Annotated in this window: 9 protein-coding genes and 1 pseudogene; 1 reads left to right on the top strand and 9 read right to left on the bottom strand. The window is 55.9% G+C overall.

What is annotated here, in order from left to right:
- Window positions 1–154 precede the first annotated feature (154 nt).
- The 5 genes from NYE69_RS08140 to NYE69_RS08120 form a co-directional block, all read right to left on the bottom strand.
- Window positions 155–1,612, bottom strand: coding sequence for an ABC transporter substrate-binding protein (locus NYE69_RS08140; RefSeq protein ID WP_340925741.1), 1,458 nt, complete (start codon window positions 1,610–1,612; stop codon window positions 155–157).
- 140 nt (window positions 1,613–1,752) lie between these two features.
- Window positions 1,753–2,619: a carbohydrate ABC transporter permease gene (locus NYE69_RS08135; RefSeq protein ID WP_036626133.1), complete on the bottom strand. Its 867-nt coding sequence runs from the start codon at window positions 2,617–2,619 to the stop codon at window positions 1,753–1,755.
- A gap of 1 nt (window position 2,620) precedes the next feature.
- Complete coding sequence (locus tag NYE69_RS08130; RefSeq protein ID WP_445744761.1) at window positions 2,621–3,571, bottom strand: carbohydrate ABC transporter permease; 951 nt, start codon at window positions 3,569–3,571, stop codon at window positions 2,621–2,623.
- A 94-nt stretch (window positions 3,572–3,665) separates the two neighbouring features.
- Window positions 3,666–4,991, bottom strand: a complete 1,326-nt coding sequence (locus tag NYE69_RS08125) for a response regulator (protein ID WP_340925740.1) — start codon at window positions 4,989–4,991, stop codon at window positions 3,666–3,668.
- A gap of 20 nt (window positions 4,992–5,011) precedes the next feature.
- Window positions 5,012–6,856: a sensor histidine kinase gene (locus tag NYE69_RS08120; RefSeq protein WP_340925739.1), complete on the bottom strand. Its 1,845-nt coding sequence runs from the start codon at window positions 6,854–6,856 to the stop codon at window positions 5,012–5,014.
- Window positions 6,857–7,775: 919 nt separating this feature from the next.
- On the opposite strand from NYE69_RS08120, the gene NYE69_RS08115 reads away from it, so the two are divergent.
- Window positions 7,776–8,909, top strand: a complete 1,134-nt coding sequence (locus NYE69_RS08115) for an asparaginase (RefSeq protein WP_340925738.1) — start codon at window positions 7,776–7,778, stop codon at window positions 8,907–8,909.
- A 96-nt stretch (window positions 8,910–9,005) separates the two neighbouring features.
- Here the strand turns inward: NYE69_RS08115 and pgmB are convergent, their stop codons facing one another.
- The 4 genes and pseudogenes from pgmB to NYE69_RS08095 all read right to left on the bottom strand — a co-directional run bounded on the left by pgmB (window position 9,006) and on the right by NYE69_RS08095 (window position 14,489).
- Window positions 9,006–9,641: a beta-phosphoglucomutase gene (pgmB, locus tag NYE69_RS08110; RefSeq protein WP_340925737.1), complete on the bottom strand. Its 636-nt coding sequence runs from the start codon at window positions 9,639–9,641 to the stop codon at window positions 9,006–9,008.
- Between the two features lie 47 nt (window positions 9,642–9,688).
- Complete coding sequence (locus NYE69_RS08105; RefSeq protein WP_340930320.1) at window positions 9,689–9,967, bottom strand: glycosyl hydrolase family 65 protein; 279 nt, start codon at window positions 9,965–9,967, stop codon at window positions 9,689–9,691.
- A gap of 57 nt (window positions 9,968–10,024) precedes the next feature.
- Window positions 10,025–12,120 (bottom strand): annotated as a pseudogene (locus NYE69_RS08100) (glycoside hydrolase family 65 protein); the annotation flags it as partial.
- A gap of 62 nt (window positions 12,121–12,182) precedes the next feature.
- Window positions 12,183–14,489 (bottom strand): glycoside hydrolase family 65 protein, encoded by a 2,307-nt coding sequence (locus NYE69_RS08095; RefSeq protein ID WP_340925736.1) that lies wholly within the window; start codon window positions 14,487–14,489, stop codon window positions 12,183–12,185.
- Between the last annotated feature and the right edge of the window lie 31 nt (window positions 14,490–14,520).

Here is a 14,520-nt window from a genome sequence, read left to right as displayed (position 1 = left end):
CATCAGCCGGCATCGTCCTTTGGCGGGCCATCTAAATTAAAAAAGCCGTCCCCGGTCTTTCGGGACCGCCCCTGTCTTCACAGACAAGGGCCAGTCCCTTCAAGCTAAGACCGATGGGACGGCTTTTCATTACAAGGAGGTCAATCCCGCCCGCTTACTGCTGCGGAGCCTTGTCGAAGAAATTCTCCTGCACGTATTTGGCCGCGATATCAAGCTGCTGTTTGGAGTCGGTGTCCTTTTTCGAGAACGACTCCTGCACGACATTGGACATGGTTGCATAGTAGTCCTGTGTGCCGAATTGCGCTTCCGGCTTGCCTTCCAGCAGGCTGAACAGCTGCGGATCGTATTTGTACACGTTGTCGTATTTGTCGTAGATAGCTTTGACTTTTGCGGCGTATTCCGAATCGTCGCTGAAATATTCGAGCGGCGTCGGGATGTAGTATTTGCCTTCGTCCTTGCGGGCTTTGATCGTATCCTCCACCGATTTCAACGCATCGTCCGTGAAATAATCAAACGTAATATAGCGGAATGCCATTTCCTGCTCGTCTTTCGTCGCGTTCGGGTTGATGACGAGGTAGTTCCCGCCCAAAATTCCGTAATGCTTGCCGCCCTTCTCCGCCGCAGGCATCGGATAAGCGATCACGTCCTCCGGCTTCATGCCGCCTTCGTTCAGCGCCGCCTGGATCACGTCAAACGCCCCGGCGATCACCATCCCCGTCCGTCCTTGCTTAAACGAGCTGATCGCATCGCCCCAACCAAGCGCCCAGTCCTGCGGAATCGCGTTTGCTTCCCAGCGCAGTTTTTTGTAGAAGTCCAGCGCTTTGACCCCGGCTTCGGAGTTGAACACCGCCGTCAGCTTCCCGCCTTCGCTCGTTTGGATGTCGCCGCCGGCTTCAAACAGGAAATTCGTCCAGTTCCAGCCCGCTTCATTGCCTTTCCCCATCGGCGCGATGCCGGAGATGCCTTTTTTCGGATCGGCCACGCCTTTGGCCGTATTGTACATGTCGTCCCACGTCCAGTCGAGCGCCGGAATCGCCACGCCCTTTTCAGCGAGCAGCTTTTTGTTGATGACCGTCGAGGTCACGTAGCCGTTTTGTGTAATACCGTACACTTTGCCGTCGACGATAAACTGGTTCTGCAGCACGGGATTGATCTCGTCTTTGTACTCCCAGTTGTTCCAAAGCTCCGTGATATCGGCCACCCAGCCGCGTTCCACGAGCAGCTGCGCTTCGGTCGCCCAGGTATTGTAGAACGTAGGCGCTTCGTTGGAGGCCATTTTTGCGCCGATTTCGTTTACATTATACGCCCAATCGTCCTTGATGATCGTCACGTTCGGATATTTCGCCTGGAAGCGGGCGATTTTATCGTCCTCCTGCTTGCGCAGCGTCGTTTCGTCCGGCAGCGGATAGTGAATTTTCAGCGTGACCTTGCGCTGCGTAATATCGCCCGCTTCCCCCGCGGTCCCGGCGTCGCTGCCGCCATTGCCGCTTGTGCCGGCGGCTTCGCCATTTCCGGTGCCCGCCGCATTTTTATTGCCTCCGCCTCCGCCGCAGGCCGCCAGCAACGAGCCAAACAGCACGAGACACATCAAAACTGCTGAAAACTTTCGCATTGAAACTCCCCTTTTCGCAAAATTGTTTGTAGAGGTTGTTCACTCGCACTTGAATGACATCTTCATCTTAAAAGAGAACTCTTGAGCAATCGATGTGCAATCGTATTCCTTTCGTGTGCAGGCCTACGATATTGAAAACGCTATCCTTTCACCGCGGACAAGCTGACGCTGCGCATGATGAATTTCTGAAAGAACAGGAAGATGAAGATCGGCGGAATCATCGCCATGAACAGGATCGTAAATTTCACGTTGGTGTCCAGGCTGCGCGCGCCTACTACATATTTGTATATGGCTGTCGCCAGCGTGTATTTATCTTCGGTCTGCATCACGAGCGACGGCCAGAACCAGTCGTTCCAGGCGGTGGAGAAAATAAAGATCGCCAGCGTGGCGAAAATCGGCACCGACAGCGGCACGGCGATCCGGATGAAGCCGGTCCATTCCGAAGCTCCGTCGATGCGGGCCGCCTCAAAAATTTCCGGGTGGATGCCGTCGAAGAAGTTTTTGATCAGCAAAAAATAGTAGGCGCTCGCTCCCGCCGGAAGCCAGAAAGCCCAGTAAGAGTTCAGCAATCCAAGCTCCTTCAGGTTGACGAAGTTCGGAATCATGTAGCTGGAAGCCGGGATGAACAGCGTCATCAGAATGAAAAAATAAATCCCCCGGCCAAAAGGCACGCCGATCCGCGAAATGCTGAACGCAGCCAGCCCCAGCACCAAAACGGTCATAAGCAGATTCCCGGCGAAAATCAGCAGCGTGTTCTTTAGGTAAGTCGGCAAATCGATAAACGTCCAGCCTCTGGCGTAATTTTCCCAATGCCACTCCTGCGGGAAAAACCGCGGTGGAAACGAGTTGACCTCCGGGTTGCTTTTGAGCCCGTTAAACAGCGTCATGGCGATCGGATACAGCATCGTAACGACCATCACGGCGATGCATAACACCATCAATCCGTAGACGGCTTTGTTCAACGGCTTCCGCAGATCGGACGGCGACAAAATCCCTCTTTCTTTCATGCTAGTACTCCTCCCTGTTCAGCTTGAATTGCGCAATCCCCAGTACGGCCAACACCAGGAACATCAACACGCCAAGCGCCGTCCCCGCCCCGTAATCCAATTGGGTGAACGCGTATTTCACCGTCAAGAGAGCATAGGTGAGCGTCGCTTTGTTGGGCCCGCCGTCCAGCATGGCCAGTTGCGACTGGTAGGCCTGGGAGGTTCCGATCAGCTGCAGGATCAGCATCAGCACGATCAAATTCCGCAGCGAAGGCAGCGTAATGTATCTGATCCGGCTCCAGACGCCGGCGCCGTCGATTTCCGCCGCTTCGTACCAGTCCCGCGGGATGCTCAGCACCCCGGCTAAATAGATCAGCATGGCCGAGCCGAACTGCTGCCACGTTTCCATGAACACCAGTGAAAACATCGACCACTTCGGGTCGGAGACAAACGCGATCGGATCGGCGCCGAAAACACTAAGCAGCGCGTTGATCGGCCCCACCGGGTCGTACATCCAGCGCCACAGCCCGTACAACACGACGCCGGGAACGACATAAGGCAGATAGGCCGCAATCCGCGCGAATCCCTGGAAAAATTTCAGCTCCGAAATGGCGATGGAAGCCGCAATCGGCACCCAGAACCCGATCACCAAACAGAGCAGCATGTAGTAGAGCGTATTCCGGATCGAAAGAAGCACATCGGGATTGTTCAGCACCTTGATATAGTTGTCCAAACCTACGAACGTATTCCCGTTGACAAAATCGATATGGTAAAAGCTATAAATCATCCCCTTAACGATCGGAACCCATAAAAACACGATAAAAATGGCGATCGCCGGTACGAGGAACAAATACCCCATCATGTATTTTTTCCAATTCGAACCCCGCCGCGGAGCGGTTTGCACCCCCGGTGCCGGCGCAGGCTTCACGTTCCGCCGCTGTCCACTTTCCGGCGAATAAGCCGTTTCCCCCATCGGTCTCCCTCTTTTCTTCGCAATGTCTAATCCTTATTGTAGAAAAGAGGGCCATCCGCGAACATGTCTAAAACTATGTGAACTATAACCGATCTTACTTCTTCAGTTCACTGGGGCTGACGCCAAAATATTTTTTGAAAATTTTGCTAAAATGCTCGGGCGACTCGTATCCGACCCGCTCGGCGATCTCGTACCGGCGCAAATCGGTGTTCAGAATCAGCGCTTTGCTTTCTTCCATCCGCAGCTTAATGACGTACTCCCACAGGTTGTACCCGGTGTTTTTCTTGAACAGGTAGCTTAAATAGTTGGGACTGACGTGGTTTTTCTTGGCCACCTCGTGAATCGTCAGCCCCTTTTGGCTGTAGTTTTGCTCGATATATTCCTTGGCGCTTTCGACGATCCGGTTGTTTTGCGTGTTGAGTTCCTCCCGGGAAGGGTCCCGGGCATAATTGTGCCAGTTGAAATCGCCATAATAAAACACATGGTAATCGCCGTGCTCTCCGCTCCACAGCATCGCCTTGTCCGCCTGACGGCTTAACAGGCCAAGAAAGCCGGCGCCTTGCATAATTTGGCTGATCCCGACGGTGCACAAAATGCCGAGATATTTATGGACGTGATGATGCAGGCTGCGGCCGATCATTTCGAGCTGGTGGATTTTGTTGACGCTGGGCTCGGCATATTCCGCTTCGCTCCACTGTACGATGACCGCAATCTCCAGGTCCCGCGTATAAAACGCCAGGGCATTCCACTCCCCGTGCAGCAGCTCTTTGACGATGTTCAGCGCGGCATATTGAAACAGCCGGACATCCCGCTCGTTCCGATTCTTTTCTCCGGGAAGCGCCAGCTTCATTTTGATCACGGAAAAATAAGGCCCGCTAAGCCCCAGCTTCCGCAGTTCTTCCGTTTCCTCGTCCGGGTCCGCCGCGGCCGGTTCGTTCGCTTCCGTCAATAGGCGGTTCAGCTTTTCGGTTTTCCCGGGTCCCAGCTCCTCCATCCGGAAATGCTCCCGCTCGCGTGACAGCCATTCCTCCATCTGCGGCGCCGGCTTATCCATTTTCAGCAGCGCATTGCGCACGGAATCGAGAAACTGCTCGCTGTTCAGCGGCTTGACCAGGTAATCCTTGGCCCCCAGCCGGATGGCCATCTGGGCGTACTGAAACGTCTCGTGGGCCGAAATGATGATCGTCTGCACCCACGGCTTGAGGATTTTCGCCTGATGCATCAGCTCGATCCCGTCCATCTCGCCCATCCGGATGTCCGTCACGATCAGGTCGATATTCTCCATCCTGACGTAATCCAACGCCTCATGGCCGCCCTGGGCGGTGATGATTTGGCCGATCGCCAGACCCGAGGACGTCAATAGCCCGGCCAATCCTTTGCAAATGAGCGGCTCATCGTCTACGACCAAGATGTTGTACATGCCTGAATTCCCCCTTTTCGTTATTCACCGGAAATTTCCGCGATGGGCAGCGTGATCGTCACAACGGTCCCGCCATCCGGACGGGCCGCATAACTCAGGCCGTAATCGGCCCCGAAATGCAGCCGGATCCGCTGATGGATGTTGCGGATGCCGTAGCCGACGGACGGGCTGGGATTCTCGCCGTTCAGCAACCGGTCGATGGCCGCGAAATCCACCGCTTTGTAGCCGTTGTCCGCGATGGTGATGAATACCCTATTACCGTTTTGGAGCGCCCGGATCACGATCTCGCCGTCTTCCCCCATATTTTTCACGCCGTGAATAATAGCGTTCTCAATCAGCGGCTGGAGCGTAATTTTCGGAATTGCGCACGGATGCAGCGCCGGTGGAACGTCCCAGGTCACCCGAAAACCATACTCGTACCGGTGCTCCTGCAGCTTAATGTACGCGGAAGCGTGCTGCAGCTCTTCCTCCAGCGTAATCAGTTCCCGGCCGCGGCTTAAGCTGATTTTCATCAGCTTGGACAACTCCTTGATCATTTCCGCCGAGGACGTGCCGCCCTCCATCGTACTTTTCCAATAAATGCTTTCCAGCGTGTTGTACAGCAAATGCGGGTTGATCTGCTGATACAAAATTTGCAGCTGCGCCTCTTTTTGTTTGATATCCATCTGATATTTGTAATGCACCAGCCCGTTCAAACGGCGCGCCATCCCATAGATGCTGGAGACGAGCACGCTGATTTCGTCGTTCCTCCGCCATTTCGGCGTTTCCGGCACCGATTTGCCCGGTTCATATCGGCGCACAAAATAAACCAGCTTCTGCAGCGGGGTCATCAGCCCTCGCCAAAAGTACAGAATCATGATCAGCCCCACCGCAAAATAGGCCACCGAGATCAGCAGAATAATCCGCTTGATTTCGTTTTGCTGCTGAAGCAGGGCTTTCAGCGGAACTTTGTAGACCAGCTTTTGCTGAAGCACGGCGTTATAATGGATGACATAAATAAAATCATGGGTGATAACATCCTTGGCCCCGATCATCGCGTTCTCCACCGCCGCTTCCGGCGGCAAATCAAGCACCCGGCCCGCCTCGGGCGGCAAAGGCGGCATGGCGAGTCCTCCGGCTGCCCCCGGCAGCGCCGCCGTCAAAATCCGATCGCTCCAATCGGTGAAGTAGAGCTCGCCTTCCGGAATCGATACGGTTTGCAGCGATTCCCCGATCCGCCCCTCCACGTTCGAGACGACCAGCACGCCGATCGTTCCACCCTTGTCGATGTTGTTGATCGCCCGGACGTAGGCAAGGGTCCGCTGATTTTTTTGCCCTTGGGCCGGGGGCGACAAATGCTCGATTAAGCGCAAATAGCCGTTCCCTTTCTTGGCGACGGCTTCCTCAAACCATTCCGGCTTCTCCCGTTCAAGAAAAAAATAAACCCCGGCTTTCTTGGACTCCGGATAATATGGCGCAAAAGAATACGAGTTCGACGGGTCGTACACGAACAGCGAATAATAAAGCGGCTCATGCTGGCCGGTCTCATCGGAATAACTGTTCAGCAGATTTTCCAGCTTCTCGTAATTTTTCACCCGCTCCGGCATCGTGTTGTTCTCGGACGGGTTTAACTGCTGGACCAGCGGATGCTGAAACACCGTCGATGCCACCTTGTTGATCGATTCGATATCCCGGCTGATCAGCCGGAAATTTTGATTGTTCAGCTCGATGTAGGCGTTGGTGACATTCCGTTTCAAAATTTGATCCGCCCGATAATTTCCGTACGAATTCAAAATAAACAGAGGGACGACCAGTACCAGAAAGACCAGGATTAACTGCTGCTTCAAACCGATCTGCGTCAACGGATTCTTGAATCCCGAATTCATCTGTCATGCACCTCCGGTTACTTTAAATACGAGTTCCAAAAATCCGGCTTTTTGAACGACCTCTTTAAATATAGCAAGCTTGAAAAACCCCAAGGTATGCGTATTACTACGGATATCGTGGCGTTTCCTAAGATTCGCGGATGCGCGCGGGTCTCCAACGCGTTCATTCTCTTCCGAACATGCGGTAGATTCAAACGGGCTATTTCTCAAAGAGTTATACGGGGCCAATGTCGGCCACTTTTCCAGAGCTCGCGCTAATTCAGCGGCAACTGTGGCTTGTCTACTGCCACTGCTCATAGTTTAGAGCATTTTCCGCGTTTTGCCAGCTACAAATTTGAGCTCTCGTTGGAATTATCCAATAGAATCGGAAAGTCTCTTCCAAAATCGCGGATTGATTGGATTTTTCCAATAGATTCAGTCGAAAACCAAATATACAGCCTGATCGAAGCAAATCTATTGGATATTTCCAATGAACAAGCGGAATTGCCGTTACTCAGACCGATCTATTGGATATTTCCAACCAGTGATGATGTGGAATCCGACACCCTAAAGCCGGATTCATCAATAAGCGAATTTCTCCCAGCAGACAACAACTTGTTAAGCGATAGGAGCGATTTGGGCGGATGGTAATTTGCTATGGCGGTAAGAGCTGCTTCGGTGATTCGTAACTTGTTATTCCGGTTAAGTCCAAGCTGTGTATTGATAAAGGGCGATTGAAGGCGGCCAATTCAGGGCAACACTAGAACATTACTCAAAATGTTATATATCATAACAAAGTAACTATATAAATTTCTTTTTTTCAGAAAAATATATTAAATTTAGATTCTCGCGAAATAATATATGACATAAATATTGCTCTATTTCATTTTATACTATACTATTGTGTTAATTTATATAACATAATGATAGGGAGGCAGCTATGAAAATTAAAAGGTGGTTTACGTTGTGTTTGCTTGTCGGGGTGTTGTTCTTTACGAGCGTTCCAAGCACATTTTCAGAGTCGGTATCCGGCTCCGCCGAGAATTCCGTGCCGAACGTAACGATTGTCGCAATGGGAGGCACGATTACCAGCACGGCGGTCGGACGGGAAATGTTTCAATCTTACGGCTCCGAAAAAGTTTCAATCCAAAATATTCTCGACCGTCTTAAGCCCGAAATTTCCAAGGTTGCGAACGTCAGCATCAAAGAGCTTGAAAACATCGGGTCCGCCCAAACGACAACGGAACACCTTTACAATCTAAGCTTGGCTATTGACGAGGTACTGGCCGACCAAAAGACCGATGCGGTTGTCGTGACCGCGGGCACCAACATTATGGAGGAGCTGGCTTACTTCGCGGATCTGACCGTACGTAGTCCCAAGCCCGTTGTGTTTACCGGCTCCATGAGGCAATCCAACACCTTCTCGTTTGACGGGGAGGCGAACCTGTTCAACGCAATCCGTTTGGCGGCCAGCCAAGAGACGACTTGTTACGGTACGGTTCTAATGATGAACGATGAGTTTTTCGCCGCCCGTGAAGTCACGAAAACGGACGCCGTCCGTATGGATACATTCGATGGAGGACGTTACGGAGCACTGGGTACCGTTGATGAGGGCCGCATTCGCTCCGTTAGAGCACCAGCAAGAGTGATGGAATGCGGACAGAGCGGCTGGAAAACACCGTTTGATCTATCCACCATCAAGCCAGAGGATTTAGCCAAGGTAGAAATCGTATACAGCTATACCGAAGCCAGCGGTTTACCGATAAAAGCATTGGTAGACGCAGGTGTGGACGGAATCGTCACCGCCGGGCACGGGGCAGGAGGAATTTCGACGGAGCAGCAGGCGGCTCGTGCGGAAGGCGTTGAGAAAGGCGTTGTTTTTGTTACCACTACCCGGACCGGCTCGGGAGCCGTCTATGACGCGAAAACGCCCGGAATTATCGGCGGAGCCGACCTCTTGCCGCAAAAAGCGCGCATTCTGCTGCAGCTCGGACTCACTTTCTCCGACGATCCCGAGCAGGTTCGCCAATGGTTTACCTCCATTGGATTACCCGAGTTCAACATGTCCCACTAGCATAATTAATTGCCGGGGCGTCTCCTATTTAGTTTTCGGACTAAAATAGGAGACGCCTTGCTTGGCCATAAGGCGATGTATCTGGGCGGTTGTCTGTTAAACCATCAGTTCATGCAATCCGCTGACGACTAGATCGGCGGCGGTGAGGATCGCCGGGCTGCCGATGCCGACAACGCCGCAGCCGGCGGCTTTGCCCGCCTGCACGCCCGCTGCCGCGTCCTCGAACACGACGCATTCGGACGGCGGGAGCCCCAGCGCCACGCTGGCGGCCAGGAACACTTCGGGGTCCGGCTTCGCCTTGGACACTTTGGTGCCGTCGATCACCGCGTCAAACAAATCTGCGATACCCAGCCGGGACAAAATAAGCCCAGCGTTTTTACTGGCCGAACCCAAAGCGATTTTCACGCCTTGGCTGCGCAACTGCCGCAGATATGCCTCCGCTCCCGGCAATATCTCCGACGGCTCCAGCCGGGAAATGTAGTCGACATACTCCCGGTTTTTGCTCGCCGCCATTTCCTCGCGTTCTTCCTCCGTGGCCTCTAGGCCGCCAATCTCGAGCAAAATGCGCAGCGACTCCATCCGGCTGACGCCTTTCAGCCGCTCATTATCCGCTTCGGTGAACTCGAAACCAAGCCGGCGCGCCAGCGACCGCCAGGCCAGATAATGGTACTTGGCCGTATCGACGATCACGCCGTCGAGGTCGAAAATCGCGCCTTTCATCGTTTCCAGCATGTTGTGTATTCTCCTTTGGTCAATGATGTGTTCTAGTTCAACTTTGCTCAGAAGCGCCCGGGATTCCCGCCAGCCCCATACGTAACGCGAATCTCCTGTCCCGGAGCGACGCCAAACTCCTGCCCGCCGATAACAAACAGCAGAGGCTGCGGATTTCCCGCTTCCGCCGAAATCACGATCGCTTCCCGCTCGACGCGGATCTGATACGATCCTTGGCGGAGGCGGATCGGGAACTCCACGGCCTGCCAGGAGGAAGGCAGGGCCGGCGCCAGCGTCACCTTGCCGTCATCGTAACGCAGCCCCGCAAAGCCCAGCACCGCGGCCATCCAGGCCCCGCCGTTGGCCGCCGGATGCGTGCCGCCGATGTAAAGGTCGCCGACGTATTGTTTGGAATCCCCGGTCAAGTCGATCGTGGCCGTCCGCATAAAGTATGGGTACGCCCAGTCCGGCGAGCCGATATCCGCCGCCACCAGCGCGTAGATGCAGGAGCTTAAGCTTGATCCGTGCTCGGTCCGCGGCTCGTAGTACTCCCAGTTGGCTTGTTTGACGTTCTGATCAAAACGCTCTCTGAACAGATGCAACAGCAGCACGACGTCGGCCTGCTTCAAAATCTGCGTCGTCGTCGCCAGGCCGTTCCCCCCGCCCAGGTACTCGTGGGGATTCAGCACCCTCGCCTTCAACTCCGCCAGCGGGACGTCCTCCAACGCGTGATACCGGTCAAACTGCTCGATCAGCCCGCTCGCCGCATCCGGCTCCGGTACATACAGGCGGTCGCGCATGTCGCGGATGTGCTCCGGACGGATGGCGCTGCCCGCAAGCAGTTCCTCATACCGCCGAGGGTCGCGGCTCCGCAGCACCTCCAGCGCTTCCAGGGCAATGCCGAGGCACTCTTTTACCATCATATTGGTGAAGGCGTTATTGTTCACCCGCTCATGGTACTCGTCAGGCCCGGTGACATCGAGAATCTCATACCGCTGCTTGCCCGGGTTGAAATAACCGTACGAGTAAAAAAACCGCGCGCACTCCCAAACAGCCTCGGCCCCGCCGTCCAGCAAAATGCTTTCATCGCCGGTAAACATGTAGTACTGCCAGATGCCGTACGCCACGTCCGCGCTGATATGCACCTGCTTGTCGCGGAAGTAGGTGCGCATCGGGCGGCCGGTAAACACGTCGTTCACGTTGAACAGCGTACAGGCGTCATCCCCCGTCTCCTGGCTTTCCCAAGCGTAAAACGCACCTTCATAGCCGTATTCCGCCGCTTTGCGCCGGGCCCCGTCCAGCGTATGCACGCGGTACATCATCAGATTCCGGGCCACCTCCGGCTGGGTGTACAGGAAAACGGCAGCATAAACATTTCCGTGTCCCAGAACACCGCTCCTTTATAGACCTGCCCGGATAACCCGCGGGCCGGGATCGACACTTTCTCCGAACGGTCCGGCGCGATGATGTGCAGCTGGTACATGCTGTAGCGCAGCGCAAGCTGGGCTTCGTCATCGCCTTCGATGACGATGTCCGTTTCGTCCCATTTGCGCTCCCATCGCTTGGCATGTTCGCCTAGCAGCCGCTCATAGCCAAGCTCCCGCGCTTCCCGGCTCGACCGGGCCGCCGCCAAATCGATGTCCAAGGCCTCATCCAACCCGGTAAATACGGAGACGTATTTTACCAGGGTATAGGCCGTTCCGGCCTTGCAGTTCAATCGGATTCTCCGGCGAACCGAGTTTTCCCCGCGCAGCAGCTCTTGCTCCCCGAACCCGCATTCCACCGCCTCCGCCACGGTTACCGGCACGTTCAATTCATGCGTCCAGCCAGTGAGCGTCAGCACTTCGCCGGCCTCGTCCGCACCGCTGGCCAACCGCTCCAAATGCGGACCGTTGATGTCCCAGACATCGCCGTCGATGCCCGTTACAATCTCCAGTTCGCCGTCCCGGCTGCTCTCCACCGTAAACCGGCCCACGATCAGATGCGGCCGCGCCGCGCTGCAAAACCGTTCGGACGTAACCGTCACCTGCGCTCCGTCCGCCGTGCGGAACACCGAACGGCGGCGATGGACCGCCTGGCGGAGATCCAGCATCTGCTCGTGCTCGAGCAGCTCAGCACCGGCGGCTGCGCCGGAGCTCGCCGCAAGCGAATGCTCGCGGCTTTCCCCGCCGCGTTCCCGTCCGCCGCCAGCCTGCGGCGCTTTTTGCTCCCCGCCCGCTAAGTGCGCCTGCCCGTCGCCCGTTAGGTGCATATGCCCGCCGTCAGCTAGGTGCGCCTTCCCGCCGCCGCGCCCGGCGGCAGCCCCGGACCCTGCTTCCAGCACGCTAAGCGGCGCCCCGTCAAAATGCACCGCCGTCGCCAACCCGTTCGGCGCGTTCACCGGCTCGCGCCACTTGTCCCCGACCTTGTCGTACAGTCCGGCGACGATCGTGGCCGTCAGCTCGCTTTTTCCAAACTCCTCCAGCGTTCCCCGGTACCCCAAAACTCCGTTGCCGATCATAAACTTATTGCCGTTCGTCGTGATCCGGCTCGGGTCAAACCCGCTTTCCCGCACGATCCAGCTCATTGAGCTACCGCCTTTCGCAGCGGCACCCGGATGCCCGCTTCGCCCACGCGGCAGGTCTCCCCGTACACCGTGATTTCCGCTTCTCCGCCGGACACCGCCCGGATCGACACCTGCTCCCGGTCAACCTCCACGAGCAGCTTCGTGCCGCGATAGGAGACCGGGAAGCGGTAGCTGTCCCAGCGCTGCGGCAAGCTGGGCTGAAACACAAGCGTGTCTCCGTCCGAGCGCATCCCGCCGAACCCGTACACGATATTCATCCAGGCCGCGGCGATCGACGTCGTATGCAGGCCTTCCCGCGTATTGCGGTTGTAGTTGTCCAAATCGAGCCGGGTGGCGAATTCGAAAAACTTGTACGCCTCCGCTTCCCGCCCGATTTCCGCGGCCAAAATCGAGTGGATCGACGGCGACAGCGACGACTCGTGGATGCAGCGCGGCTCGTAGTAATCGTAGTTCGCCCGCTTCTCCTCCGGCGTAAACTCGCCGCTGTACAGGAACATGAACATCAGTACGTCCGGCTGCTTGATCATATCGTACCGGTACAGGCGATCGTACGACCAATGCGAATACAGCGGAAATTCGCTGACCGGAATCGCATGGATATCGAGATGCGGCAGATCGAAAAAGCCGTCATGCTCCTCATACACGCCCGTTTGCGCATCCCGCGGGATTTTCATATGCTCCGCTTTGTTCCGCCAGTCGGCCCGCTCCTCCTCCGTCAGGCCAAGCCGTCCCGCCAGGCCGTCATAAGCCGCAGGAGCTTCGCTTTGCATGTCGGCGAGTACCTCCAGCGTGTATTCGAACAGTTTTTTGGCCATGTAATTGATATAGCAGTTGTTATTGACCATCAATTGGAACTCGTCCGGCCCCATCACGCCGAAATATCCGTATAATCCCGACTGCTGTCCCCACTGCCCCCGGGTTGCGTAGAAACGGCTGATCTGAATCAGCATTTCCGCCCCTTTTTCAAACAAAAACGCCTTATCCCCGGTGATGCTCACATAATGCCGCAACCCATAGGCTACTGCCGTGCCGACATGCAGCTGCAGGTTGGAATGCTGCCACAGGTCGCAGCTTTCCGTGCCGTCGATCGTGGCGATCGGATAGAACGCCCCTTCACAGTCCAGCTCCCGCGCCCGCTTCAGCGCCTCGGGGAGCGATTTGTAGCGGAATTCGAGCAAGCTTTTGGCCGCCTTCGGGTTGTTGAAAATGTAGAACGGCAAACAATACGACTCCGTATCCCAAAAAGCCAGCCCCCGGTACGCCTCGCCGGTCAGCCCCTTCGCGCCGATGTTGAAGCCGGGATTGTCCCCGTGGTAGGTCTGGTACAGCTGAAAAATACAGAAACGGATGCCCTGCTGATTCTCCGGGTCCCCTTCGATGGCGATGTCCGAGTCCGCCCAAACCTGGGACCAGTAGGCCCGCTGCCCCGCGGCCGCCTCCTCGTAGCCCGCCTGCGCGTGCTGCGCCGTCAGCTTCATTCCCCGCCCCCAAACCGTTTCGTCATCTAAGGAGCGGTTTTTTTCCGCGTAGTTGACGACTTGTTTGTCCAGCACCGTCCGCACACCTTGCTCCAGCTTCAACACCAGGTCCCGGCCGATAAACCGGTCGCCCTCCACGAGCTTGTTCTCCAGCGCCTCCTGCGCCTCGATGCGGAAAGCGGAAAACAGCCGGTTGCCCGTGTTCTCCGTTTGCCCCAGGATGCCCGCGAACCCGCCGCTCCCTTCCCCTTGCTTGAGCGCCTGCCAGTAGCGGCGTTGCTGATCCTCGTGGATGATAGAAAAATCCAGCCCCGTCCGCACGATCACCGTACCCGAAAAATTAAGCGGCTCAAACGTAATCCGCTGGCAGCCGAGATTAGGCCCCTTCATGCTGACCAGACGCTCGAAGGTGAGCTTCATGTCTTTTCCGCCGGATAGGTGCCACACCAGCTCCCGGGTATAGATACCGGTCCTAAAATCCAACTCCCTGCGAAAACCGCTAAACCGGCTGACCGCCAAATCCAGCGTCTCCCCGTCCAGCGCAATCCGCGTATACAGCCAATCCACCGCGTTCACCATGAACCGCAGCGATTTGATGATGCCTTTGTAATGGGCCGTCACCGGGCTTTCCTCGAACAGTCCGTTGAAATAGCTGCCCAGCAGCGAGTCCCCGCCGTACCCTTCCTCCGGGTAACCCCTCACCCCCATATATTCATTGCCCAGCGAAAAAATAGACTCGGACACCCGGTTCCGCCCCGGGTCAAATCCTTCCTCCACAACCTTCCAAGGATCGACCTGCAAATATCTGTCCGCGATTTTCGGCATGCTCCGCCCTCTCCTTCTGTATCATCGCTTG

The organism is Paenibacillus sp. FSL R5-0527 (assembly GCF_038008055.1).
Taxonomy (GTDB): Bacteria; Bacillota; Bacilli; order Paenibacillales; family Paenibacillaceae; genus Fontibacillus; species Fontibacillus macerans.
This window is presented reverse-complemented; position numbering and strand designations above follow the sequence as displayed.